We start from the raw sequence: 25,112 nt of genomic DNA, 5'->3' as shown, positions 1-25,112 counted from the left end.
CAGCTATTCCGGCGTCACGATGGCGTCCGCGCGCGAGCTCAGGCCCGCGCGCGTCCCGGCCTGATCGGCCGCGCCGGCGAGCTTGGGATTCGGCAGCGGGGGCGGCAGGAGCTCGCGCGGCAGCATCTCCGGGCGCGTCGCCGCGTGGTACACGAACGAGGCCATCACGGCGGCGGCCTGCATGAGGTCGGAGGGGACGGCGTGGTCGTACAGGTCGAGGTCGGAGTGGTGCGTGCGCGACATGTAGTCGAGCGGGTCCTGGATGAACTGGAAGCCCGGGAGGCCGACGGCGTCGAACGACTTGTGGTCGGTGCCGCCCGTGTCGTCGAGCGCCAGCGTCGTGGCGCCCAGGTCGTTGAACGGCGCCAGCCAGGCCTCGAAGATCGGACGCACCATGTCATTTCCCTGCAGGTAGACGCCCCGAACGCGGCCGCTGCCGTTGTCCAGGTTGAAGTAGGCCGACAGCCGGGCGTGCTCCGGTTTGAGAGCCATCGTCACCGGGTCGGCGAAGTGCAGGCGGACGTAGGCGCGCGATCCCAGGAGCCCCTGCTCTTCGCCGCTCCACAGCGCCAGGCGCACCGTGCGGTCCGGCTTCAGATTGAGTGCCTTCAAGATGCGCATCGCCTCGAGGACCACGGCGCAGCCGGCGGCATTGTCGGTGGCGCCGGTCCCGCCGTGCCACGAGTCCAGGTGGGCCCCGAGCATGACGACCTCGTCCTTCTTCCGGCCGCCCGGGATCTCGGCCAGGACGTTGAACCCGTCGAGATCGGTGTCCTGGAACTTCACTTTCACGTCCAGGCCGACGCGCACCGGCACGTTCCGGCCGACCAGCCGGACGAGGCGGGCGTACGACTCCGGCGCCAGGACCACCACCGGCGGCGGAACCGGCGCGTCCGGATCGCCCGAGCGCACCCCTTCGGCGAAGACGATCCCTCCGCTGCCCCGCCGGTCGGCCACGAGCGCCGCCAGGACGTGTTCGTCGCGTAGGAAGGCGTTCAATGGGTCCAACACCTTGCGGCGGCGGATGAAGAAGTCGGCGCCGATCTCGAGCGGGAGCCTCGCGGTGATCTTCTCGCGCTCCTCACGGTCTGCCGGAAGCCTCGTCAGCGGCCATTCGAGCGGCGGCGCCGGCTCCGGATCGGGCCCCCTGGCGATCTCCTCCAGCTTCGCGGCGTCGTAGCGCTCAGCCGCCGGCTTCGTCGGCAGCTGGAACGGGCGCGGCGGCTCGAGCAGGACGATCTTCCCCCGCAGCTTCCCCTTCTGCTGCGCGGCGTACTCCCCGATCCCCTTCGCGAGCGCGTCGAGGTCCCAGATCTCCCCGGTCTGCTTGTCCGCGAAGACCGGGGCGTAGACCACGTCCCCGCTCACCTCCCCGGCCGTCCCCCCCGACCACGCCTTCACGACACCGTTGAGAGGGGCGTACGCCGGCTCGATCAGGTGCGCCGAGAATTCTTCGAGCGACCAGCCGCGGCCGAACCGGCCCCACGTCTCGACGCGGGCCTCCGCGATCCCCCACTTCTTCAGGGTCGCGATCGACCAGTCGGCCGCCGTCCGCAAGCCCGGAGATCCGGTCACCCTCGGCCCGTTCACGTCGGTCAAGTAGAAAAGATGATCCATGACCTGGGACTTGCGGAACGCCTCGTCCTTGATCCGGTGGACCACCCCCAGATCGACCGGCTCCTCGGAGAACGCCGCCGGTGACGCCGCGATCCCCAGGGCCGCGACCGCCGGCGCGAGCATGCGCAGTCTCATCTTCCCCACCCCCGCATCCTGAGCCTTGTTGCTGAAATGAGCCGGGACGGACGAATGCTACGCGCGGGCGCGGGGCCGGTCAAGACAGAGGCGGGCCCGGGAGTGGACGAGCCGGGGCCGTGAACCTACCCGGCGGTCAGCGGGTTCAGCGGGAGCCCAGTTTCTGCGGCGGCTCGACGATCAGCATGCCGCCCAGAAACACGTTCTGCGACGAGTAGCACTGGTCGAAGGCCTTCTCGAAAACCCGTGCCTGCCCCGCGGCGGAGTCATGGACCAGCGACAGGCTGTCAATCCACGCGGTCGACTCCTCGAAGACTCCTCCCCGGATCGCCAGCGCCTCCAGCGTGAGGCAACCGCCCGCCGACGAGCACGGGAGTTCGTTGCGGAACGGCCCGGCCTGAGCTCCATTGAGGGTCAGCATGTAGTCCTGCGTGGCGGGACGGATGACGACTCGCACGTCGTTCCAGCCCGAGCGCCTGTACGGCAGGCCGTTGACCAGGCCGTCCGCGAAATGCAGCCGCATCAGGTTGTTCACGAGCACATCGGTGAAACCGGATCGGAACGGGATGATCGCCAACTCCAGCGTCACCGTGTCCGCCGGATCCAGCGGGCGCGCGGTGAAGACCTCGCCCCACGAGAACCCGGTGCAGGTGACCCCCGGGAGTCCGTTCGGATCGGGGGCGGGTGTGATGGGCGGGTTGGCGATGAGCTTGCCGGCAAGGCCTGCGGGCTGGCTGGCCCCGGCCGGGAAGCAGAGCAGGCTGGCCAAAACCAGCGCCGAAAGGATCGTGCGACGTGTCATGGGACCGCCTCCATCTTCGGCCCGGCGGCATCCGGGCGGTGACAGGGACTGCCTCGGCTCCTACTTACCCAGACGCGCGCCGTCAACCGATTCTCGCTTTCGACCGCCCTGCGCGCGGTTTCGGCACAGCACCCAAAAGGGTCGGATGGCGGGGCGAGCCCGATAGTGCTACGCTCTCTTCCTGGATGTCCGGGCCGCCGCGAGAGGTGTGGACCATGCAGCAGGAAGGACCGCCAACCTGCACGTTCGATCAGGACAAGCTCATCCTGAGGTTCGAATCGACCATCCCCGCCGAAGTCAAGCTGATCTCGCCGGTGGTCGAGGGGGTCATGCGGATCGTCGAGGAGATGGGCTGCGCCGCCGGAAAAGAATTCGAAGTCGAGACGGCGCTCCGCGAGGCCCTGGCCAACGCCATCGTGCACGGCTGCCGGCAGGACCCGACCAAGCAGGTTCAGTTCTGGATCGGCTGCGACGAATCGCGCGGCATGCTCATCGTCGTCCGCGACCCGGGCTCCGGATTCGACCCCGCCAAGCTGCCCGCCCAGATGGCCGGCGAGGAGATCTTCTCCACGCACGGCCGCGGCATCTACCTGATCAACCAACTGATGGACGAGGTCCGCGTCCTGCGCGGCGGCACGGAAATCCACATGCGCAAGTCGTGAATCCCGCGCACCCCGCCCGCGGCGGCCCGCAGCCGGGTGGACACCCGCGCCGCCCCTGTGGCATTCTCGGTCCCCGCAAGGCGTCCGTCATCTCGATGCCGGAGTGGCGAAACTGGTAGACGCACGGGACTCAAAATCCCGCGGGCGCAAGCCCATGTCGGTTCGAGTCCGACCTCCGGCACCAGTGGACTCAAGCAGTTACAGGCAGACCTGAAATCGGTTCGGTCCAGGGAGACTGTAAATAGTCCCTCTTTTGTCCCCTTTCATCCGACCGACTGATCGGCTTTCGAGAATCTCGCGCAACCGTCTCATAGGCAGTCTCGTGGCCCCGGTGGCTCCCTCCTCGGAAAGTCGCCACGGTAATCGAGCCGCCGCCGATGAGCGATCGCGATGGCCGAATCAGGCTATAGCCTTACCCTGAATTCACCGATCGCGTTGGTCCGAAATGCGCAGCCCAGCCCGCCAAGGCCGGGCACGGCGACGACGTCTCCCGGCCGCTCGCCGCTATTGCGGAGCATGTTGAAGGTCGTCAGTCCGGCGCACATCAGGGGGGCCGCCCGACGGGGTCGAGACCCACCGGCATGCCTGCCACGGCGCTGGCCGGGGCGATCAGAAACTCCGCGTACCCTCCGTCGTACGTGAGTCCGGTCACGCACGCAAAGAAGTCTCCCCGCCGGTAGTGGTCACAGCGCCCGCACCCGCCATGCCAACACACACCGGCCGGCTGTCCGCCTGCCATCCAGGAGCGCCGGGACTGTGGCCCTGCGGCACACCATGGATTTGCAGAAATCCTACTGAAAAGCATCCAGAATTCCGCGCTCTTGAGCCGTTAGATGGAGAGAAGACATTCAGTAGGTGCATTCTCCGTCGGTACTTCTCGAGGTGAGACGCATGAGACAGGAAAGAATGACGACTCCAAACCCGGTGGCCGGACGCTACCTCACGCGCGAACTCTTCGAGGAATGGGAGTCGTACTTCGAGCGTCACGGGACGCTCGGGCGCCGGTGCGGTCTCTTCGTCGATGCCGCCGGCAGCAAGACGGTTCTTCCCTACCTGAACCCACCAGATGTGGTTGTGCTTCCCGCACTTCGGGCGATTGGGGTCAACGGTTTCCCCATCATCGCCAGTGCCGGCTCGATCGGTGAAGGGATCACGCCGCTAGATGCCGCGGTGCTTCCTGACGGAAGGCACAAGGTGTACGCGTGCCTAGCCTGGGACAAGGCACCATGCGGCGATCTCTTCGAGGACCCGGGATCGGCGGGAGGACAACCAATTCGAGCGCAGGTCAGCCGGCACTCTCGAGTGGTTCTGGAGGCCGGCGAGCGACGGCTCGAGCATCGGGACTGGATCCAGGTCGCGGTGCTGGACCGCGTTCGGACTCACGTCTCCATGCAGACTCGCCTGGATGGCAGATTCCATCCGCAGGTCCGGGACATGCGTGCCTATGCATTCAGTAATCCGCTGCTCGAGCTTCCTGCGCTCGTCCTCCAGGAGGTGATCGAGCGCGGCCAGGCCGGATCGGCAAGCGGCTTGCGCTGTGAGCTCAGCATCCTCCAGAGCATCGCCGAGGAGGCTTCGTCGCTCGAGGCCTTCATGCAAGTCCAACGCTGTCTCGCGCTGATGCGAGGGATCGAACCGGCGCTGCTTCCGGTGGACCATCGACTTGAAGAGTACAAGTACACGCCCGACTCGTTTTGCGCCTTTCTGGCCGACCTCAGGGACGTCCTCAGCCCGCACGACATTCGACCTCTGTTCCCCGACCTACTCAAGATCGACTCGGCTTCGAACGGGACCTACCAGAAGCTTCCCGAAGGGCTCAAGGAGGAAGAGACGGGCTGGACGTGGAGTCCGGCCCGGGGGCAGTTCGCAGCCAACGCCCTGGCGATCTACCTTCCGAAGGCGAAACCGGGAACGCTTCCGGTCATCCAGTATAGCCAGCCCGAACGAACAGGACCCTTCCATGTCGCGCAGCCCGGCCGGCAGATCGGCGACACCGGCGGTCAAGGCGCTGTCGTCCTCATGACAGAGATCGGCTACCCCGTCCGCAAGATCTTCGTGACCGTCGCCGCCCAGCAGGATCGCCACCGCCTGCGGCAATACCTCGGAGATGGCTATGCCCTCTATTACTGCTGACCCTAGAACTTTCCCTGATTCGCGCCCGGGTGCCCGTCCTGATCCGTCCTGGGGGGGCGGAGATCTCGTCGCCGGATTGAGGCTCTTACTCGACATGGCACGGTATGTGGCTATTCCAACCTCCACCCGGCAGGAGCATCAGGTTCTCCTCGCGCTGCGGCGCCTGCAGCGCCGAACCCCGCTGCCCGACGGCACCGCTGCGATGCGGGACGAGCTGGCGCGATTCGCGGAGCTCGCCGACGAGCAGAGGGTACGGCACCTCTTGGACTGGTTCGAGGGTGGGCAAGGCCGTTTCGGCCGACTCGGCGGCGCTTCCCGGCGGCGAAGGGACCGGTTCGTCCTGCTCTTCGTCCTCCTGGCCAAGACCATCAACCTGGACGACAACCTGGGTCTGCTTCGCGAACTCAACCGGCTGGGCGAATGGGGGAACCACGAGCGCCTGGTGCGGCGGCTCGCGAGTCTTCGTGGCCGCCAGGCCGGGACCGGCGCCACCCTGCTCGCCATCGACTACCTCGAGACGGCGGGAGAAATTCTGTTTCAGGACGGCGGCCTGATCCGCGACCAGGCGGTCACATCGGTGGAAGAATTCAGCATCTGGCCCTGGCCGCTCCAGGTGCTGCATCTTCTGGCTTGGCGAGCCCGCGACGCGGCCTCCCAGGCCCAGGACGCCGTCAGCCCGGCATGCCGGGCGTCGAGACTGGAATTCCAGCTGGCGCGAGAAGGTCTGCTCGGAAGGGTGGGTGCCAGGGGAGGAAGGCTCGCACGTCTCATCCTGAAGCGGCTGGGCTACAGCAACTATGTCCCCGGCGTCCGGCGGGGAGTGATGCTGCGTTACGGTGTGGCGATGTTCCTCCTGCTCGCGTCCGCGGTCCTCGTGTGGCAGGCGCGACGTCAAATTGCCGCGTGGAACGTCTCGAACCGCCTTCTGGCGACGACCGTGATCGAGCAAGCGGAGGGCCGGGCCGGCTCACGGGCGGTGACCGCCGTGCGGGGCGTCGCCGATTCTTCCCAGGGTGCCCCGCGGATGAGCGCGACCGATCCATCGGGCTCGGAGGAGAACTGACATGTGGCCGATCATTTCCCGCTGCGCCGACTTTCTGCGCCGAGCCGTTTCACAAAGACGCCGCCCCCGCGCCGATCGGGAGATCGCGATCGTGGGCCCTTCGGAGCTCGACTGCAGGTCGGTGATCGACCTGTTGCGAAGCGGCGGCCGGACCGGCGTGCCGGCTCGGCCATCCGAGCATGCGGGCGAGGCGCCCCCCGGCCCCGATGTCTATCAGGTCGTCTATCTCCCCGTGGAAGGGTCGAGACGAAACCGGTGGTGGAATGTGCATGTGCCTCAGTGGGACCTCACGAGGAAGGGCCCGGTGGAGGGACCCTGGCAAGTCGAGTGCGACACGATTCTGCTCTGTCTGCCCTATCGCGACATTCTGGAAGGCGGCGTCCAGGAGGACTGTCTGAAATTCTGCCTCCCATTCAGCGTGGCGTACGCGCGCAGGCGCGGGCGTCTGCGTCGAACGGCGATCGTTCTCACCGGAATGCCGGCCAACCTTTCGCCACGCCATGCGAGCCAGGTCGTTCTCGAGATACGGGACGGAATCGACCTGCGCCAGGCGATCCTGACCCAGATCGCGGCGGCCAGCGGCCGCGCCGGTGACGGACTCGCAGATCCGGACTGGGTCCGCTTCCTCAAGGAGGAGATCGCCTCGAACCACACGCTCGCCGAATTCCTCGACGTCATTCGCCGGGCCGCCGGACGCCCCTGTCCCGTTCTGTTCATCAATGAGGAGAGCCCCAGCGTCGGCGCAGAAGGACCTCTCGGGACGTGGATCGAGGGCCGAAGGTCACGCGTTCGAACCCGCGGCCTCCGGCTCTCGACCACGGCGGCGGTGCTCGCCGCCCTCCTCTTCGCGGTCACCGCAGGCCTAGCCTGGAGCCTCCCCTCTCGCCTGTCGTCCGACGAGATTGGACGTCTCTCGTGCGGACCGGCGAAGGGCCTGGAACCGCAGCTCAAGCGAGCCATCCTGGACTATTCGAGGAATCCCGTACGCCTGGTCGGCATGGGTTTGCAACTCGGCGGAGCGACGGACAACCTGCGACGAGCCCTGTCGACCGTGGAAGTTCAGGCGCACAGGGAGTATCTCCTCGATATTCTGGACGTCCAGACCAAGTCCTGCCGGAAGACCATCGAAGGGGTCTTCACGCTCCTTGGCGCGACCGAGGATCCGAACCGTCTCGAGATGGTCGACAGGATTGGGGACTTCATTCAGGGACAGATTGGAGTCCATCGTGATTGGGTGCTGGAGTCGGTCAAGACCGGCTTCGCGCCCACCACCTGGAAGCCGTGGGACGACTGTCTCTCTCAGAGCGGCGCCCTCGCGGCCCTCCTGTCTTTGGAGCGACGCGGCGAAGGCCTCGCCCAGATCGCTCCGGATCCCGACGTGGCCGCGCTGGCGCTGAAATTCGTCGACGGTCTGGGACGACAGGCTGAAGCCGACCGGCTCAGGCCTCTGTTCACGATGAGCGTCCCCAAGGATTTCTACCGGTTCTACCAGGATCTCCAGGACCAGTTCAATGCGAGCGGCAACGACATACTCGTCCGATTCGCACGCTACGTCCCGCGAGGGGAGCCGTTCATGGATATCGAGGGCACGGTGACGGTCGATCCGACGAAGAGCGGACCCGCGATTCTCCTCGTGGATCGGGTTTTCGCCCTGCTCGGCGGCCAAGTGGTCGAGCGTCACGAGGCGCCCCAGGTGAGCTGCCCGTCCTCCGGTTATCCGCGACCGAAGATCGCGATCGGGCCCGGAGAGAGACTCGACCTCACGTGGAAGGTGACGGACGATGCGTCGCGTCGATTCTTCAGGGAAGGGCGGGGGGGCACAGCGTCGCTTTCGATTCCTCCGCAGGGCTGGACGAGGCAATGCGGTGACTCGATCGTCCGGCTCTATGGACTGGTCGTCGATAGCCGGTCCGGCACCTCCCCGATCCTGAATCTCAAGGGGGAGTCCACTCGCGTCCCCTTCCGGAGGGGGAAGCCCGCCCTGCCGCCCGACAGGGTGCGTATTCGGCTGTCCTGGACCAGGGATTCGGCCGGTCCGGGCCGCTCCGAGGCCGTGGCGGCAGCCCAGTCCCCCACCGGCACGATCACCGCCCCGGACGGCCGGACGGAGCGATGACGCTCTCCCCGGCCGTCCTCGACCTCCTCGAGCTTGCCCGGCAGGGGGCAAAGCGCCGGCGACAGATGTTCTGCGCCCCCGAGCAGCTCCTCGAGACTCTGCTGCTCCGTCAAGGCAGGACTCGATCAGCCGACGTCCTGAGCGCGGCCCTCGACTCGCGGCCGCGACTGCCATTCAATCCACCGGGCGTCGAATTGTCGAAGGGCTTGCGGACCGGTGCCCTGGCCGAGGCGGCGGCCTACGCGTCACGCGAAGGGCGCAGCGCCGTGGTCGCGGACGACCTCCTGACAGCCCTTCTCTCGCCCGCCTCTGGTATTTCCGCCACTCTACGCGAGGAAGTAGGCCGGCGTGTGGGCGCGGAGGCCGCGGAGCGGGTCTCGCCACCCGACGAATCGGCGCGTGAAATCGTTCCCATGCCATCCACGGATGAGACGGGGCCGCGAACCAGTAATTGCCTGCAGCCCTTTCGGCCGCGCCGGGACGATCGCTTCCTGGTGGATCGGCGGCTCCTGGTGGAAGAAGTCCTCCTGAGCCTTCTCTATTGCAACCCTCTCCTCGTCGGGCCGGTCGGCAGCGGTCGCCGTTCGCTCGTCCGTCTAGTCATTCGAAGGATTAGGGAGGGGGCCTGCCCCGAGACCTTGAGGAAGTTGGAGTTCGCGGAGCTCGATCCGACCCGACTCGTCGCCGGCACGACGTACCGCGGCGAGCTGGAGCAGCGAGTCGAGTGTCTCGTCCAGGGGATCCTGGCGACCGAAACGCCCCACGTGCTGGTCGTCGAAGACCTGCACCTCCTCGCGGGGGGCGGCTCGACGGGTGGCGGCATCGACATCGCCTCCACCCTGCTTCCCTACCTCAAGAGCCAGGAGATCACAATCCTCGGCTGCACGACACACGATCTCTTGCGCGAGAAAATGGAAAAACAGGTCTCGTTCCTGCGCTGCTTCGGCCAGGTGCAGGTCGCACCCGCGACGGCCGAAGAAGGCCGCCGGCTTCTGGCGACCCAGTCCGAGCGGCTCCGCGAGAGTTTCGGGGTGGAAGCGGGCGATGACGCGATCGAGAGCGCGCTGACGCTGTGTCGCGAGCACCTGCCGCATATCCCGCTCCCGGGGGCCGCCGAAGGGCTGCTTCGCGGGGCGGCGGCGCGGGTCGCCTTCGAGGAGGGCATGCGACCCGAAGGGAGTGCCGGGTCCGTCACCAGAGTCGTGACGCCACGGGAGGTTCTGCTGTCTCTGTCCCAGCAACATCGTATCCCGATCGAGCACCTCGACAGCGGAGTCGGCGACAAGATTCGTGGTCTCGAGCGCGCCTTCGGCGAGCAGATCTTCGGGCAGGGCCACGTTCTCCCGGTCCTCGAGAAGACGGTCAAGGTGGCGCTCATGAACCTCTCCGATCCTCGGAGGCCACGGGGTCGCATCTTTTTCCTCGGACCGCCCGGCACCGGAAAAACGGAGTGCGCGCGCCTTCTCGCCCACTATCTGATGGGAAGCGAGTCGATGCTGCTGCGCTACGACATGAGCGAATACCAGTCGCGCTCCTCCATCTCCACCCTCATCGGCTCCGACAAGGGTCTTGTCCAGAGCGAAGAGGGGGGCCGTCTCACGGAGCCGCTGCGCGAGAACCCGCACCGGGTCATTTTGTTCGACGAGATCGAGAAGGCGCATCCGGCCATCTTCAATCTCTTCCTGCAGATCCTGGATAACGGCGAGATTCACGACAAGCGCGGTTGTCTCGTGTCGTTCCGTCATGCATTTTGCGTCTTCACGTCCAACGCCGGGTGTGAGGGCGGAGAGGCGCTCTCGGGCGCCACGCGCGAAGCGATCCTGGAGCGGCTGCGGCCGATCTTCCGTCCGGAATTCCTCGATAGAATCGAATCATTCGTTCCCTTCCAGGCGCTCGACGCCAAGGCACGCGCCGCGATTGCCGCTTACCAGCTCGAGCGCTTGCGTGCGCTCGCTCTTCGAACTCACGATGTCGATCTGACCTGGGATGATCCCGTAGTCAAGGCGGCGAGTCGGCCCGCGGACGGGGAGGCAGGAGCGCGACATATCCTGAGGTATCTTCAATCCGAGGCGACGCCGGCGGTCGTCGATGCCCTCCTCTCGGTGCCGGTCGATGCCCCCAAGGCCGCGTCGATCAGACTGGCCGTCGCCGAGGACGGCCGACTCCTGGCGCGCGCGGAATCCACAACGACGCCTCGATGATTGCCAACCTCGTCAGGCGATTCGCTGCCCTGCTCCCACGCTCCCTGACCCCGAGCCCGCGGTGTGAGCCGGATCGCGTCGTGATCGACTGCGTCGAGACGACTCCGCGACCGGATTCCGTGCGCCTTCCCGATCCGTCGTCGGTCTCCTGCTTGTTCCAGGCTCTGAACCTACCCCTGGGCGATCTCACGAGAATCTATTCCGAAGAGACGCTGAAGACACTTCGCATGGCCGCGCGTGACCTGATGGTGCTCATGGCCGGCAGCGATCGAGACTCCAGGTTCTGCCTGGAAGAAGCGGCGTACCTCGCGTTTCGCCTCAAGGAAGTGCATAAGGCCGCGGTCCTTCGGCTGCTCGAGATTTCGGTCCCCAACGAGACGCTGGTGAGGACCCTGGCCTGGGCGCTCGACGCAAGCCGGCCCTGGCGCTACTCCGTCGTGGCCGTGTCCCCGGAAGCCGCGCAGCTGCTGGCGGACACGATACACGGTCCGTTCCGTGCGCTTTGCTGGATGGCAGGGGAGCCGATCTCCAGCGATCTCCTGAGCACGGCGCAGGCCTCCGGGGTGGTCGTCATTGCGGACAGCGGCCAGTCAGGCCTCGAAGCCGCGGGATCGCACCTTCTGCTTGGCATGAATCAGGCCACGATCGAGCTGCCCGCGCTGGATAACCAGCCGCGCCGGCTCACCCTCTCCCCGATCGCCTCCATCGTGCAGGCGTTGCTGACAGGGCCCTCGGATGGCGCGTGGCGCCGCATCCGTCCACCAAAAGGGTTTCTGGCCCTGGCCGAGGACTGCTCGGCCCGCCAAGCGCGTGATCTCCTCGCGCGCGGCTTGATCTCCCTCGTCAGCGAGGGGCCGATTCCAGGACAAATCGTGATCGCCGACGATTTCTTCCCGAAAACCAGCTCGCTGGGCCGTTGGATCGAACGAAAGAAGACGGCAAGGTTCCTCAACGAAGGGGAGGATCTCAGGATGTCGATACCCAAGTCGGACATCGTTTATCCGCAGGAGATTTCGGGCGCCGATCCCGTATCGGACGGGACAATCGAAATCGTCTGTCCGTTCAATGTCCCGCCTGGTGGCCGAACGAAGGACGAGCTGGATCGCGGCCTGCGACAGATCAAGGTGAATAGCGTCCGCGACATCAGCCGCGGCTTCGATATTCGCCTGGAGGGGAACGTCAAGGGCGTAGGCGGCGAGACCGTTCATCTCTCGATCCCGGTCGAGGACGAGGACACCTTCACGCCCGACGGCATGACGCGCCGGGACCCGACGCTGTTCGGCTGGTACGTACGGTACCGGACGTACGAGGAGTGCCAGCGATACCTGAGCGAACGCGGCCGGGGTCGACTCACCCCCGAAGAGATCGCCAAACTCCAGTCCATGCTTCGATTCCTCGAGGAGGCGGAGAAGAACCATGAGTGAAGACATCGTCCAGGTCAGGGAACAAGCGAGTACGGCTTCGGCGCTCCCCGCCGATCCCGAGGTGATGCAGCCCGAGCTCATCGGCATGCTTCCGGGGCTGAGACCGGCGTCGGGCGATCCCGTGCGGATCGCGGCACCGGGCATCGCCATCAGGGAAGACGAGGCGGACTTCCAGCAGATTCTCGCCGGCCAGGATCCGGAGACCCGGATGCGGCGGCGCGGCCTCCTGGAGCAGATTCACGCCCTGCTCGAACTCGATCGTAGCGCGAGGGAAAAAGGGCTCACGCTCGCCGAGAGCGCGCGCGAGCAGGCGGACGTCTATCGGGACACTATGGAGGCCGCCTGGGTGACGCTCCTGGAAGGCAATCGTCAAAAGGAGGAAGCGGTCCGGTACGCCGCCCTCACCTTCGAGAACATGCAGAACGCCCGCGATCACTTCCGAGACAAGATCTTCGCGATCAACGCTTCGGCGGACGAGATTGCGTCCGACATCGGCTGTCGGTTCCTGGCCGACGAGCTGAGCCGGTACGTCGACAAGCCGGATCCACGCAAGTCCCGGGCGTTTCTCCTGGTACAGGGGTGGGTGGGCGGCACGACCAAGCTGAAGCGCCTGGCGCGCGTGGTCCACGAACATCGCTGCATCCTGTTCAGCGACGCTCCTTCCTACGACTCCCTCGACAAGCTCCGCCGGGCCTCGGCCGAGGGCGGGCTGCTCGAGACGCTGCCGGGCGACGAGGTGGACCTGCGTCACGCCGGGCTCATCGCGAACAAGGGTCTCGTTCGCCAGCGCATCGAAGGGCGGCATGCGGCCGAGAAACAGGACGTTTACATCTCTCTTTCGGGACCCTGGTTCGGGATGTATCTCGATCTGATTGCCCAGGGAAAGCCCTGGCAGCCCCCGGACGGTTACATGCACCCGATCGCCGGCGTGCAAGGAGTCTTGCTCGATCTGCGTCTCAAGGACAAGGACCACTCGGGTCTTTACGGGGCGCATCGCCTGAACCCCGCCATCACGCTCTCCGAGGGGAGCAACCAGGTCGTCGTGTGGGGTCCGTACATGCTCAGCCGGTCGGGCGGCGGGGTCCAGATCGGCATGGCGGTCGTCGAGATGCGCCTCATCCGCTACACCGAGTGGATCGTCAACAAGTACGGCCTGCTCCATGACCTGGAGGAGGCGCAGCGCGTCGTGGAGCACAAGCTGTCTGATTTCATGGTCCTCAATACCGGTGTCGATCGGATGTTCCGCGACGGCAGCCGGGCCAAGGTGACGACCGATGAGGCGAAACGCTCACTGATGATCGATTTCGAGCTGTACTACCGCGAAATCACAGAAAGGGCCGAAATCCGCCTGTCCAAGCCGTTGAAGAAGGAGAAACTCGGAGAGTACGAGATTCGCTAATCATCCCCCGCCATGGCGGCGTGCTCGGGGTCGAGGAGGCTGAAACATGGTGAAGCTGAAGGTGAAGTTGACGCCCGCGCAGGGCGGCAGTCAGTTCGAGGTCAAGAACGTGACCGACCTGAGGTGGGGCTTCGGGCGCCCACCCGGTCCAGGGGGCCACTTGGGAATGGATGGTTTCGACATCGATACCCTCCTCCTGAGCCGCATCAAATCGATGCCGGATGAGAACGGCAAAACGCAGCGTGAGGACGAGACCGTCCGGGCGGCCGCGGCTCTCGGTCAGAGGGCGACGCTCAAAGGGGAGATCACGGTCGCCCCGGCCAACGAGCCTACGAACATCATTCAGACGATTCGCTGGGACAACGGTTTCATTTCGGGCCTGAGAACCGCAGTGCATGGGCACGAGATGCGCGAGGAGATCGAGGTCACGGTCACTGGGCTGAAGGTCGGAGACTACAACATCCCGAGGTACAACACGGAGCGCGTCTGAGGAATCCACTCCCGATCGCGCCGCGAGACTTTTCGATGATGCATGGTATCCAGTGCCGCCTCGAGGTCCTCTCGTCCGGCCGGACTCTCCGGCCGCACGGGGAGATCGTTCTGACCGAGGATATCGACCGGGGCAGCCGGTTGTTCGCCCAGCTGGAGGAGACACCGGCTGCCCCCGGGATCGGCGAGCCCCTGCACATCCGCGTCCAGCAGACTGACCCGGGAGGGGAGCAGGTTCTCGAGGCGGCGCTCTGGACCTCCGAGGTATCACGGCTCGACGATGGCCGGATGCGAACCCTTTTCGTCGAGGCGATCGATCCGCTCGGCTTCTCGAACCTGCAAAGACAGTTCGTCTCCCGGGCGGGGCGGATCCCCCTCCTGCGCCTGGCCGATCAAGTCCTGGCGGCGCAGCCGGGTGCGCTCGCCGACCTGCGACCTTCCTCACAGGACTCCCCTCAGGTGCCCGAAGACTGGCTCCTGCAATGCGACGAGACGGGAAGGGAGTTCTTGAATCGGATCGCGCGCAGCCTGGGTCATCTCGTCTATTGGGCGAGGGGTGAGCTGCGCTGCGACGTCATCGGCCGGACGCCCGCGCAGGACGGACCGCCCGCCCGGCTGCAATTCGGGCGCGACCTCTTGTCACTGATGACCCGGGAAACCCCGGACCTCGATTCGCAGCGCATTTTTTGGACCGATCCGGTGACCCGCCATGTCAGCGCTGCCAATTTTGAAGGCCAGGTTGTGAACGGACGGACGCCCGCGAACGGTCTCGCCCGCCGTGTCAGCTCCTGCTCGAGACCCGAAGCGCCCTCCTGCGTAGGAGAGGTGGGAACCGACGAGTTCGGCGTCCGCCTTCTCATCGAGACGACGCGTCCGGACCTGGCCCTGGGGGCGCAGATTCAGGTCGAGGGCGGGCCGGCCTGTCTGGTGACCGCCATCGAACACCATCTCCACGCCCAGGGCTCGTACCGCAATCGCCTGGTCTGTGTTCCGGACAACCGGTGGGGTATCGGCGGCGCGCCTGCGATCCGCGGCCTGAAGGGGCCGTTCCAGGGGGAGGTCACCCACAACGACGATCCCCTGGGACAGCAGAGAGTCCGGATCATCCTCTCGGAGGATCCCGAGCGCCGGCCCACTCCGTGGCTGCCGCTCACCACGGTGTCCGCGGGCGAGGGGCGCGGCCTCTACTGGTTGCCGGAAGTCGGAGACATCGTCCTGGTGACCGCGAACGCGGAGTGCCCGGAGTCGCTCGTTTGCATCGGGTCGCTTCGCGGCAAGCATCAAAAGGCCGAGACCTCATGGCGGTCGGGTAAGAACGCCGTCAAGGTCCTTGGATTGCGAAACGGAGTTCGCATCGTCTTCGACGATGAGAAGAAGACGATCCGCCTCGAGACCGGGGGGGCGTACCTCGAGCTGCGAGGCGACGGTAAGTTTCACCTGAGCGGGCGGGAGTTGGACGTCGCGATGGCCGCGAATATACGACTCGACGCGGCCCGCATCGATCTGGGCTCGTGATCTGTCATGCATGACGAAGCGCGCGCAATGATCTTGAAGACGCTCCAGGGTATCGAAGAGGACCTGATCAGAAGGGTCGACCTGGCGCGTATGAATGCTCTCCTCGGTCTCGCGGATCCGGCCCTCGTCCTACCCTCCCCCGGCGTGGGGCTCATGGCCCTACAAGCGCGACGTCCGATCCGGACCGGTCCCTCGACTCTGTTGCGCTCGCTCGAGCCGATCTGTGCCGAAGGAGAGGTGCTCCTCGCCCCGGTGGAGCCGGAGATCACGATCCATCCGTGGCAGGTGCGCCGGGCCACGTGGCAGGTTCCGGGGAGCTTGACGCCAGAGGCAGGTCAGGTGGAAAGACCCCTCGTCCCGCGTCTCCAAGTTGAGCTGGTGTGCCCCGAGGACTCCGTTGGTTCGGCCGGATGGCTCTCGCTCCATGTGGCCGGCCCCGAGGGATTGCGATGGGCCTTGGCGCGGGCCCGGGTGTATTTCGCGGGCCTCCGACTTCCGAGCCGATCGATCGCTCCGCCCTCGCTGGCGAACGATGCCACTGGATCGCCGCTATCCGTGACGCTGCACCATCTACAGGAACTCTCAGAGAACCTGCTACTCGTCGAGATTCCCCAGCAATTGGCGTCCCGGACGGAGCTGACGCTCGAGCTCTTCTTCCCTGAGGGTCTCCGGCTCGCGGATCTCGGCAGGGAGCCGGTCGCTCTCGCGAACGTGTATCCCGTGTGGAACTCGCTCGCTTGTCGTGCTCCCGCCTTTCACGAGATCGATGCCGCGACGAGGGAGCGGGGGAACAGGTTCGTCCACCCTCTGGTACCCTCCGCGCTCGGGACCGCCTGGAGGGCCTGGAGTCTCGTACGCGTCGGTGCCGCCGTGGACGCCAGGCTGACGCTCTCCGACTTTCATCTCGCTTACCTGCCCGCCGAAGGATTGCTTCCCGATTCGGCACCCACGTCCCTCGCTGCGCGCGCGGCCTCGATGGGTCGACACGGAGCGGCGGGCTTGACTCTCATACCATGCGTCGTCCTCTCCGTGGCCGACCGCGAGCGCCTCGACCGGACCCATGCGAGGCTGGAGCTCGCCTATCGCGCGACGATGGGTACCCGCACCGGTGCGGTTCCGGCGGGCGCCGAGTTTCGGGTGATCGAGACGACTGGCTCCCCCGGACATCAGGAGGCGGCCGGGCGCCTGGTCACGGGGATGCTGGGGGCTTCGGACGGACTGCTCGGCGATCTTTCGGACGGGCGCGAGGTGAGGAATCTGGCGGCGCTTCATCCGGGGGCGGGTCGGGGGACGATCGGAGAGCTCATCCATCTCTTCGAGCGGGCGTTTGGAAACGACTTGGAGCTGGTCGACGAGCGTGATCTTCTGCGATTCGACGGGACCGTCGCGAACGCGCCGCTTGTTCTTCGGGTGCGCACCCGTCAGCCCGCACTCCCACCCGCCGAGCGCGCGGCTCTGGTGCGTTCCTGCGGGGCGCTGCTAGGGCGATACCTTGCGGTCCATGAGAAAACTCAGTTGCGGGTCGTCGAGCACCTTGATTTGGAGACCAATCTTGCGCTCACGAATCGATGAGGCGCTGAAACGCCACCGGACACGCGGCCATGACGCGGCACTCTCAGCGGTGGCGCTCGCAAACCTGCGACGCGCTGCCGAGAGCGCAGCCGACGACTCGATATCGCCCGAGGAGCATCAGGCCTGGGCAGCCCGGGCCAGCGCGGGCACACGCGAGGCATTGAAATGCCTGGATGAGCGCTCCATCCGCTATTGGATCTGTCGTCTCGATGTTCTGGCGTGGGCCCTGGCCGCCGACACGCCCGTGGAAGGATGGCGCACGGGTCCCGTGAAGCCGTCTCTGCCAAGGCGCACCTTCCGGATCCCCCTCGGCGGCCCCGACCCGAAGTCCGGAGTCGCCGGGATCGGAATCGCGGCACTCGGCGCCGTCGTGATCGCGCCGTCGGAGCCCCCATCGGCTCTGCTGCCGGTGGCGAGCAAACGGGACCTCGAGCGCGGCGATTTGAAGATGGACGACCTCCCCGTGGGAACTGTCGTCCTGCGGGACGTCGACCGTTCTCTGGCGCGTCTCGATCACGATCGTATAGCGGGGTACTGAGGCACCTCGATGGGCGCGATGAGCCGCATGGGGGACGGGATCGAGGGCGGTGTTCACTGCCACGGGCACCTTCACGGGCCTCGCCCCACGCCGGGAGCGATCGTCGAGGGGTCCACGAAGGTTTTCGTGGAAGGCCTGCCCGCGGCGCGCACGGGCGACCACGGCCTTTCTCCCCAGTGCTGCGGCGGCGTCGGGGAAATCACCATCCTTCAACTTCAAACCAAGGTGTTCATCGATGGGAAGCCCGCGGCCGGCGTCGGGACGCCGACCATGCATTGCGGAATGGCTCCAGGCACCGTGAAAGGCGGGGCGTCCCGCGTCTTCATTGCATCCTGACAGGCGAAAGGAGCGTGAGCGACACATACGCTTGAGCTAAGACGTTCAAACACTCATTCTCAACTTGACGAAGGAGGATTCAGTGAGTCCGTTAGTGTATGACCCCAACGCAATTGATCTCAGTCGCTTGGCGCCCGGAGGTGTGGAGAGAGCGCAAGGCATTAACGGCATGTTGATGGCGTGGCTCGAGGCAGCCATGAGCTTTTTCAACGACTCGCTCCAGAGACGCGCATACGAAGAGATCTTCCTTTGGATTCGAAAACATCGAGGAGAGCGGTTGTACTCCTACAGAAGCCGCAATGGGTACGTCGGCTACATTCGCAACCCTAGCGGGGTACTTGTGATCGAAAGATGGAGCGAGCCCCCCGACTCACGCATCAAGGCCTTCAGGGATTCCTCGATTTTCGGTTGGGGGAGCACACCCGGTAGTGCCTTTGTTCAGGGCAAGAACATGCCTTCCCTTCGATCGGGCCCCGATCTAGGCGATTTCTATCGATACGTCTTCTTCGATCTGCGAAGACTTCAAGTGCTGGGATCCAAGCATTACAGACCGGAGATCTTTCGATTGGACCGTGGTAGCGGCCTGCTGGAGAGAAGCCTTGAGTGATATGAACACAGCGTACCCACGTTTGGAGCCAGCTCGACGGGCCGATTCCGGCCGGACCAGCTCTTGATCTTCTCGACCCGACGTTGCATCATGGAGCACTTTGGCCAGCCATCCGCATGGGTCGTTCCGGAGGCAGGAACTGGTGTCGACGGAACCGTTGTCACATGCACGATTGCCTAAACAGCATGCCCGGCGCGGCTGTCGCTCGCCGGCGGCCGCCGTCGCAATCCTGTTCGTTTTAATTCGTGGATTCACAAGCCTCGAGGGGGGGAATGCGGCGGGCACAATCCGCGACCCTAGCCAGGGAATCGAGCGGATACGCGAGAAGGTCGACCATGGTGACCTCGGCCCCGCCGAATCGTTGGCGAGGCGACTCGTGGCCGAGGGTCGCCGACGATCGTGGGCCCAGGTGCCGGATCTGGTCCCGGCACTCGACCTGCTCGTGGAAATCCTCATCCGATCGGACAGGTCGGATGCCGACGAGACCCTGAAGCTGGCCCGGGAGGCGGTCACCCTCCACGAAGAACGGGACCAAGCCGACACGCTCGACATGGCGCGCAGTCTCTACAGGTTTGGTCGCGTTCGAAGAGCGCGGGGCGAATCCAAGGAGGCCGCGGTCGTCCTGCGGCGCGCCCTGAAGATTCAGGATAGCCTCCCCGATGGGGACGAGCTCGCGACGGCGGCGACACTCGTGCAGCTTGGTCACGCGCTCTGCGAATCGGGCGAGCAACTCCTGGCCGAACCCATCTACAGTCGTGCGCTCGAGATCCGAAAGCGTCGGCTCAAGAGCGACGATCCCCTGATCGCCGATATCCTGAACGGCCAGGCCAATCTGATCTCCGACCTCGGAGACTACGTCAACTCTCCGCCACTTTATGAAGAGGCCCTGCGCATCCGGATCGCCGCCCGCGGGTCCTACGACAAGAGCGTCGCGGCCAGCAAGCACAATCTGGCGATTCTCTACACTCTGACGAACGATTTCGAGAGGGCCGAGCAGTACTACAAAGACGCCCGTGAAATCTGGGAGGGACGGTTCGATCCTCGATCGCGTAACGAGGAGCGTCTCGCCGATACGCTCTCCGCGCGCGCCACGGAGAGAATGCAAGCCGGCGATTATGCGGAGGCGCGAACTCTCCTGAAGGACGCGCTGAAATTTCGAAAGCCGTTGCATCCCACCCTCGATGCCGTGGCCTCTTTCGAGCTCAATAACCTCGGCGTCGTGGAGTTCGAGGAAGACCACCTCGTCGAGGCCCGGCGCCTTTTTGAGAAGACGCTCCCGCTCCGTATCAGGGAGTGGGGAGAGAAGAACCCGCTGACCGCCACGACGCTCCTGAACCTCGGTCTGGTCATGGATGGTCTCGACGAGCCGAATCAGGCGAGAACGCTCTTGAAGCAGTCCTTGGATGCGTTCTCGAGTTCCCTGCCCCCGAGCCACCCCGACAGGGCGGATGTCCTGCAGGTGCTCGCCAGAGTGGAATTGAGACTTGGCGAGCCGAGCGAAGCGCTCGCCGACGCGCTCGAGGCCGAGCGCGTCAGCCGCGAGCATGTCCAGCTGACGGCCGGGGTCCTTCCTGAGAGCCAGGCGCTCTCCTATGCCTCCAAGAGACCTAGCGGCCTCGGGGTGGCCGTAACATTGCTCGAGACGGATGCGGATAGCCATACGATCCGAACCGTCTGGGACGAGGTCATCCGCTCCCGCGCGCTGGTGCTGGACGAGATGGCGGAGCGCGGGCGCTTCCTTCATGCGAGCCGCGATCCCGAGGTCATGTCGTCGTTCGCGGCTTATCGGGACGCCTGCGCCCGGCTGGCCAATACGCTGGTCCGTGCTGCCGGTTCGGGCACGCCGGATGAGTTCCGTCCCCTGCTCGCCCGGCAGATGCAGGAACGGCAGGAATCCGAGCGGCGCATGGCGGAAAAAAGCGCCGAGTTTCGGCGTCGGCTCGGCCAGCGAAACGCGGGGTTCGAGGTCGTGGAGAAGAGTCTTCGACGCGGCTCGGCGCTCGTCTCCTACGTTCGTTACCTCCGTCCGATCTGGAATCCGGCCCGTGTTCCCCCGACCCCACGGGGCGATCATCCGACGAGCCAGGAGCGGAGCACCGAGCCCGCTTACGGGGTGTTCTTCCTTCCCGAACGCGGATCCCCACCGGGCTTTATCCCCCTGGGGACCGAGAGTTCAATCAACGCACTGGTCGATTCCTGGCTGCGGGAAGCGGCCCATGGCCTGGACGATTCGCACCGCGCGGTCGAGGCGGCGGATATTGCCTGCAAGGAGGCCGGGATCGCCTTGCGCAAGGCCATATGGGACCGCCTGGCTCCGCATCTCGCCGGCGCGAAGCGCGTCCTGATCGTGCCAGACGGATCGCTCCAGATGGTCAATTTCGGGGCGCTGCCTTCCGAGGGCGATCATTTTCTCGTCGAGAACAACCTGGTGCTTTATGTCTCGTCGGCCGAGAGGGACATCGTTTCGCCGGACGAAGAACCGCTCCGGGGGAAGGGATTGCTGGCCGTCGGGGGGCCCGCGTTCGACGAAACGTCATTGTTCGCCGCTCTGCGCTCTCCGACCCCGGATCCATCCAAGGTCGCCAGCGCGGCTCTCGGGCACGGGGCGAGCGATCCCGTCGACCCCAAGCCTCGAGCGGTTCCCCAGGGGACAACTACGGACGTCGGCGGACCCGGACGCCGTCTACGTTCGGCGTGCGACGGAGATCGGATGCGTCCCTTCCTGCCGCTGGCGGGGGCCCGAGCCGAGGCGGCGGCGATTGTGGGGCTGTGGAACCGGCCGACCCGTCGTGCGAACGCTATCCTGCTGGCCGGGCTTCTCACCCTCGGCACAGGATTCCTCGCAGGCCGGATGCGGCGTGGCGGTCATCAGCCCTGGGTCTGCGCGCTCGTGATCACGGCCGCGGGCGCCAGCGGTGCTGTGACCGGCTACTGGACGATGCCGTTCTTCGGATCGGCCGTCGAGCTCGAGGGTCGTGCGGCCGACGAAGGAACTTTGAAGCGCCTGGCCCCCGGGCGGCGCATGCTGCACATCGCCACGCACACATTCTTCTCGGGCGATTGCCACCAGTCCGACGCGAGTCACGATGCGCTGGAGCTTTCGGGTCTGGCCCTGGCCGGCGCGAATCACCGATCGGCGGCGCGCGAGGACGAAGAGGACGGCATCCTGACCGCCGAAGAGGTCGCTCCGATGGATCTGTCGGGCGTGGACTGGGTGGTCCTCTCCGGTTGCCACACGGGTGGTGGGGAAATCAAGGACGACGAGGGGGTCGCGGGCCTGCGTCGGGCCTTCCGCATCGCGGGCGCGGAAACGCTCGTGCTTAGTCTTTGGTTCGTCGAGGACGAGCCAGCCAGGGAGTGGATGGAAGCCCTGTATCGCTCTCGTCTCCTGAAAGGCAAGTCCTCGGCGGACGCCGCGCGGGACGCGTCACTTTCAGTTCTGAAACAGCGCCGTGACTCCGGACAGAGCACGCATCCCTATTACTGGGCGGCGTTCGTCCCTACGGGCGGCTGGAATTAGGACGAGATTTCTCCCGCCGGAATCTGCGCGCCAGGAGTCGTTTGACAGAATGGACGATGCTGATCTATAGATATCCGCAGCGTAGCCCATCGGGGCGGCCGGACCGGATGACGCGGTCCCGAGTGAATCATGCAGCCGGAATCGTCGCATCGGACGGCCCACAAGTCACGAACCCCGCCGCCGATCGGCCCGGATCGCGAGGCGACGGAGAACGCTCTTCAACAGGGCTGGCCTTCCTTCCTGGATCTCCTGGACTCCGATCCGGAGAGGGCCTGGACCGAGTTCTACGAATTCGCGCGCAAGGCCCTCTCGATCATGCATATCCTTCGAACGTTCGGTCCCGACGCGATGTGGGACTGGATCCACGATATCAACATTCATTGCTGCCGCGACGATTTCAAGAAGCTTCGAACGTATCGGCCTCGCGAAAAGAAAACGTTCGCAGGATGGCTCCATACCGTCGCGCTCCACTATCTCATCGACCAGGGCGCGTATTACCCGCCGGCAACCGAGGAGCCAGATGAGAATCTTCCGGTTCCGGGGCCGCCCGCCATGGAGCGGCAGATTTACCGCGACCTCTTGGAGCGAGTGCAACGCCGGCTCGCGCAGATGGACGAGAAGTGTCGGCGGCTGCTCAAGCTCGCCAGCGAAGGCCGCAAACCCCTTGAAATCACGAAAATCCTCAATCTCCCCGAGAAGAAGAACAAGGAAATCTCCGAGCGGATCATCAACTGCCGTTCCCGATTGGCACGGGCACTCCGGAGAGATGGTATCGATCTGAAGACTGTGTTCACCTGAGATGGACGAACCCGACGACCGGCAACTCGACCCGCACGAGGAGACGACGTTGAACAGGCTTGTGGCGGAGTCCGTGCGCCTGGAGACGGAGGACGGCGTGGAGGTCGCAGAGGAGACCGTGCTCGCCTACGTCTGGGGGACGGCCGATGCGAGCCAGGTGGAGGCTGTCCAGGTCGCTCTGGAACGGTCGGCCGCGTTTCGTGGCAAGCTCCACGCGCTGATCAAGGCGCAGGAAGAGGCCGAGCGGTCGCTCTCGACCCCCGAAGCCGAACGGGCATTCAACGAGCCCATCCGCGCACCGATCCCGCGCATGCCTGCCGAGGTGCACGGCACCGACGCGTACGAATCCTCGCCGGACCCGGACACAATCCTGAGCCGGTTTCGATCGCTCGTGCTGCATCCCGGCTTCGCCTACGGACTGCTACTCCTGGTCCTCGTCTACCCGGCCTACCGCTTCATTGCCGGCAGAGCCGAAGGGACGCAGTCAATCGTCGCGACCCAGATCGAGGTCCTGGGCGGCCAACCGGGAGACATCCCTCGAGGGGAAAGTCTTGGCACCCTCCCTGCCATTACCTTATCGCCGGAGACGACCCAGCTCTCGCTGCTCCTGCGTGCGCCCGAGGACTTCGACGCCGGCGCCCCCTACGAGGTATCGCTGGTCCTCCCAAGCGGAGAGGCGATCGCACCTGCATTCGCCCCTCACTCACGAGTCATCGGGAACACTAGGTATATCATCCTGGGGCTGTCGAGGAGGGCGGTCCCGTCCGGTTCTGTCGTGGTCCGTCTGAACTACACGAGCAGCGACCCGTCGCGCAAAGCGGGACGCTTCTCGTACGCGCTTCGTCTTTCGGCCGGGCGGTGATTCAGGTCTAGTCGTCGGGTGTGTCCGGCCGTTGTCAAACCCCTCATATGAAGTCTCCCGTCCCCCAACGGTGCCCACACGGGTGCGCGACCGCGAGCGATGGTTCAAGTTCATTCTGGGGAATCGGCCAGAGTGGGAAGCCGAAGGCGACGAGGAAAGAGAGGAGGGCAGGCCGCTACCGCAGGCGTTCGGCGACCGGCTTAGCATCCAACAGGGCGTGCGAGGGCAGCGAGGGCTCCGTCCAGGCGCACGCGATTCCGCAGGTCCTGCCGGCTGACGGGCTGGTTCTGGCCGACCTTCTGTCGCCACACAGCAGCCTGGAACGATTGGCCGTTCCCAGAAGGTGCCCCAGGGCTTCCCTAGCGACTCACGCCAATTGGGATCACCTTGGCCGCGTGGGCCGCCATTTCCACCTGGTAGGCGGCTCGCTTCGCCACATCTTCCAGAACTCGCGGAAGCTCGTCCGGTTGGGCGGGCCCTCCACGACGACCCGGTAGCGCTCCTCCGAGACCTCGCCGTCGGGCGTGACCGGACCCCGGCCGGAACGCAGCCGCTCCTCCACCTCGGCGCGCAGCGCGCGGTAGTAGTCGACCGCCTCGGCGGTGCCGCGGAACGACGTGAAGATCGGGCCGATGTAGTACACGCCGCCGAAGTAGGCGTCGATCGGCGAGGGGACGTTGCGCGCCGACTGCAGCACCCACACGAAATCGTCCTCGGCCCGGGCCGACAGCGCCAGGGCGGCGCGCAGCCGGTCCTCGTCGTACGGCCGGCCGGTGGCCTTCTCCAGCGCCGGGATGATCTTGTCCCGCAGCTGGTCCACGACGTAGCGCCGCATCGCATCGGTGACCCGGCCCTCCCCCTGGTACGGGACGTGCAGCATGGCGACCGGGCAGCGGTATTCCTCGCGCAGCAGCTCGAACCACTTCATGAACGTGAAGCAGCCCGTGTACGACAGGAGCAGCAGGTCGGGAGGCGGCAGCCTGTCCCTCGTCGGGCCGACGTTCCCCGACTTCAGCATGCCGATGTCGCACTTGACGTAGGTGCAGACGTCCTCGGAGTGTCCGGCCTTCTCGGCGACGGCGATGTACTCCGCCGACTTGCCGCGCATCCCGGACTGCAGGGCGTTGATCTCGGGAAGGACCGGCAGCGCGTCGAAGGCCAGGAGCAGCTCGGTCAGGTTGCCCGGGACGAAGGTGTACACAGAGCGCGCGCCGCTCTCGGGGGCGCGGCCCAGGCGCGCGTAATGGTCCGCGATCATCCGCTTCTGCCGGACCTGGCTGGAGTCCTTGTGCACGTCCGCGGGGGGCCGGGTCGCCGCCATGG

18 protein-coding genes, 1 tRNA gene and 1 pseudogene are annotated in these 25,112 nt (G+C 65.7%); 16 read left to right on the top strand and 4 right to left on the bottom strand.

Translation table 11 applies throughout. The features are described from left to right. Window positions 1-3 precede the first annotated feature (3 nt). Both VGV60_01995 and VGV60_01990 read right to left on the bottom strand, forming a co-directional pair. Window positions 4-1,752, bottom strand: a complete 1,749-nt coding sequence (locus VGV60_01995; protein ID HEV8700024.1) for a M20/M25/M40 family metallo-hydrolase — start codon at window positions 1,750-1,752, stop codon at window positions 4-6. 145 nt (window positions 1,753-1,897) lie between these two features. Beyond that, a complete protein-coding gene (locus tag VGV60_01990; GenBank protein ID HEV8700023.1) occupies window positions 1,898-2,554 on the bottom strand; it encodes a hypothetical protein in 657 nt (218 codons plus the stop codon). A 215-nt stretch (window positions 2,555-2,769) separates the two neighbouring features. Between VGV60_01990 and VGV60_01985 the strand changes: the two genes are divergently transcribed. Both VGV60_01985 and VGV60_01980 read left to right on the top strand, forming a co-directional pair. Continuing rightward, complete coding sequence (locus VGV60_01985; GenBank protein ID HEV8700022.1) at window positions 2,770-3,216, top strand: ATP-binding protein; 447 nt, start codon at window positions 2,770-2,772, stop codon at window positions 3,214-3,216. Between the two features lie 97 nt (window positions 3,217-3,313). Further along, a tRNA-Leu gene (locus VGV60_01980) sits at window positions 3,314-3,400 on the top strand. 268 nt (window positions 3,401-3,668) lie between these two features. Here the strand turns inward: VGV60_01980 and VGV60_01975 are convergent. Next, window positions 3,669-3,946 (bottom strand): annotated as a pseudogene (locus VGV60_01975) (alcohol dehydrogenase). Window positions 3,947-4,140: 194 nt separating this feature from the next. Between VGV60_01975 and VGV60_01970 the strand changes: the two are divergent. The 14 genes from VGV60_01970 (at window position 4,141) to VGV60_01905 (ending at window position 23,789) form a co-directional block, all read left to right on the top strand. Continuing rightward, window positions 4,141-5,349, top strand: a complete 1,209-nt coding sequence (locus VGV60_01970; GenBank protein ID HEV8700021.1) for a hypothetical protein — start codon at window positions 4,141-4,143, stop codon at window positions 5,347-5,349. A gap of 94 nt (window positions 5,350-5,443) precedes the next feature. Next, window positions 5,444-6,412, top strand: coding sequence for a hypothetical protein (locus tag VGV60_01965; protein HEV8700020.1), 969 nt, complete (start codon window positions 5,444-5,446; stop codon window positions 6,410-6,412). Window position 6,413: 1 nt separating this feature from the next. After that, the gene (locus VGV60_01960; protein HEV8700019.1) at window positions 6,414-8,528 is read left to right on the top strand and encodes a hypothetical protein; all 2,115 of its coding nucleotides are present in this window, start codon (window positions 6,414-6,416) and stop codon (window positions 8,526-8,528) included. Continuing rightward, entirely contained in the window at window positions 8,525-10,729 is a 2,205-nt protein-coding gene (locus VGV60_01955) for an AAA family ATPase (protein HEV8700018.1), read from the top strand. Before VGV60_01960 ends, VGV60_01955 begins: the two co-directional genes overlap by 4 nt. A gap of 254 nt (window positions 10,730-10,983) precedes the next feature. Further along, complete coding sequence (locus VGV60_01950; GenBank protein ID HEV8700017.1) at window positions 10,984-12,153, top strand: hypothetical protein; 1,170 nt, start codon at window positions 10,984-10,986, stop codon at window positions 12,151-12,153. Next, window positions 12,146-13,552 carry a hypothetical protein gene (locus tag VGV60_01945; protein HEV8700016.1) on the top strand — a complete coding sequence of 469 codons (1,407 nt, stop codon included), beginning with the start codon at window positions 12,146-12,148 and terminating at the stop codon, window positions 13,550-13,552. The genes VGV60_01950 and VGV60_01945 overlap by 8 nt, the downstream gene beginning before the upstream one ends. A gap of 46 nt (window positions 13,553-13,598) precedes the next feature. Further along, window positions 13,599-14,042: a hypothetical protein gene (locus VGV60_01940; GenBank protein HEV8700015.1), complete on the top strand. Its 444-nt coding sequence runs from the start codon at window positions 13,599-13,601 to the stop codon at window positions 14,040-14,042. A gap of 35 nt (window positions 14,043-14,077) precedes the next feature. Beyond that, window positions 14,078-15,556 carry a phage baseplate assembly protein V gene (locus VGV60_01935; GenBank protein ID HEV8700014.1) on the top strand — a complete coding sequence of 493 codons (1,479 nt, stop codon included), beginning with the start codon at window positions 14,078-14,080 and terminating at the stop codon, window positions 15,554-15,556. Between the two features lie 27 nt (window positions 15,557-15,583). Beyond that, window positions 15,584-17,128 carry a hypothetical protein gene (locus VGV60_01930; protein ID HEV8700013.1) on the top strand — a complete coding sequence of 515 codons (1,545 nt, stop codon included), beginning with the start codon at window positions 15,584-15,586 and terminating at the stop codon, window positions 17,126-17,128. 160 nt (window positions 17,129-17,288) lie between these two features. Beyond that, window positions 17,289-17,666: a hypothetical protein gene (locus VGV60_01925; GenBank protein HEV8700012.1), complete on the top strand. Its 378-nt coding sequence runs from the start codon at window positions 17,289-17,291 to the stop codon at window positions 17,664-17,666. Window positions 17,667-17,675: 9 nt separating this feature from the next. Next, a complete protein-coding gene (locus VGV60_01920; protein HEV8700011.1) occupies window positions 17,676-18,002 on the top strand; it encodes a PAAR domain-containing protein in 327 nt (108 codons plus the stop codon). 983 nt (window positions 18,003-18,985) lie between these two features. Beyond that, entirely contained in the window at window positions 18,986-22,129 is a 3,144-nt protein-coding gene (locus tag VGV60_01915) for a CHAT domain-containing protein (protein ID HEV8700010.1), read from the top strand. A 129-nt stretch (window positions 22,130-22,258) separates the two neighbouring features. Further along, window positions 22,259-22,927, top strand: a complete 669-nt coding sequence (locus VGV60_01910; GenBank protein HEV8700009.1) for a sigma-70 family RNA polymerase sigma factor — start codon at window positions 22,259-22,261, stop codon at window positions 22,925-22,927. A gap of 1 nt (window position 22,928) precedes the next feature. Continuing rightward, a complete protein-coding gene (locus VGV60_01905; protein HEV8700008.1) occupies window positions 22,929-23,789 on the top strand; it encodes a hypothetical protein in 861 nt (286 codons plus the stop codon). Window positions 23,790-24,171: 382 nt separating this feature from the next. Here VGV60_01905 and VGV60_01900 read toward each other — a convergent pair whose 3' ends face one another. Further along, the gene (locus tag VGV60_01900) at window positions 24,172-25,110 is read right to left on the bottom strand and encodes a 2-hydroxyacyl-CoA dehydratase (protein ID HEV8700007.1); all 939 of its coding nucleotides are present in this window, start codon (window positions 25,108-25,110) and stop codon (window positions 24,172-24,174) included. Window positions 25,111-25,112 lie beyond the last annotated feature (2 nt).

It is taken from the genome of Candidatus Polarisedimenticolia bacterium (assembly GCA_036001465.1).
Classification (GTDB): Bacteria; Acidobacteriota; Polarisedimenticolia; order Gp22-AA2; family Gp22-AA2; genus Gp22-AA3.
Note: the sequence above shows the minus strand (reverse complement) of the source record. Positions and strands in the feature narration are given on the sequence as shown.

What these genes read in the sequence shown, in the direction of transcription:
- VGV60_01995 (HEV8700024.1), bottom strand. Translation starts at nt 1,752, where the DNA reads ATGAGACTGCGCATGCTCGCGCCGGCGGTCGCGGCCCTGGGGATCGCG.
- VGV60_01990 (HEV8700023.1), bottom strand. Translation starts at nt 2,554, where the DNA reads ATGACACGTCGCACGATCCTTTCGGCGCTGGTTTTGGCCAGCCTGCTC.
- VGV60_01985 (HEV8700022.1), top strand. Translation starts at nt 2,770, where the DNA reads ATGCAGCAGGAAGGACCGCCAACCTGCACGTTCGATCAGGACAAGCTC.
- VGV60_01965 (HEV8700020.1), top strand. Translation starts at nt 5,444, where the DNA reads ATGGCACGGTATGTGGCTATTCCAACCTCCACCCGGCAGGAGCATCAG.
- VGV60_01960 (HEV8700019.1), top strand. Translation starts at nt 6,414, where the DNA reads ATGTGGCCGATCATTTCCCGCTGCGCCGACTTTCTGCGCCGAGCCGTT.
- VGV60_01955 (HEV8700018.1), top strand. Translation starts at nt 8,525, where the DNA reads ATGACGCTCTCCCCGGCCGTCCTCGACCTCCTCGAGCTTGCCCGGCAG.
- VGV60_01950 (HEV8700017.1), top strand. Translation starts at nt 10,984, where the DNA reads ATGGCCGGCAGCGATCGAGACTCCAGGTTCTGCCTGGAAGAAGCGGCG.
- VGV60_01945 (HEV8700016.1), top strand. Translation starts at nt 12,146, where the DNA reads ATGAGTGAAGACATCGTCCAGGTCAGGGAACAAGCGAGTACGGCTTCG.
- VGV60_01940 (HEV8700015.1), top strand. Translation starts at nt 13,599, where the DNA reads ATGGTGAAGCTGAAGGTGAAGTTGACGCCCGCGCAGGGCGGCAGTCAG.
- VGV60_01935 (HEV8700014.1), top strand. Translation starts at nt 14,078, where the DNA reads ATGATGCATGGTATCCAGTGCCGCCTCGAGGTCCTCTCGTCCGGCCGG.
- VGV60_01930 (HEV8700013.1), top strand. Translation starts at nt 15,584, where the DNA reads ATGATCTTGAAGACGCTCCAGGGTATCGAAGAGGACCTGATCAGAAGG.
- VGV60_01920 (HEV8700011.1), top strand. Translation starts at nt 17,676, where the DNA reads ATGGGCGCGATGAGCCGCATGGGGGACGGGATCGAGGGCGGTGTTCAC.
- VGV60_01910 (HEV8700009.1), top strand. Translation starts at nt 22,259, where the DNA reads ATGCAGCCGGAATCGTCGCATCGGACGGCCCACAAGTCACGAACCCCG.
- VGV60_01905 (HEV8700008.1), top strand. Translation starts at nt 22,929, where the DNA reads ATGGACGAACCCGACGACCGGCAACTCGACCCGCACGAGGAGACGACG.
- VGV60_01900 (HEV8700007.1), bottom strand. Translation starts at nt 25,110, where the DNA reads ATGGCGGCGACCCGGCCCCCCGCGGACGTGCACAAGGACTCCAGCCAG.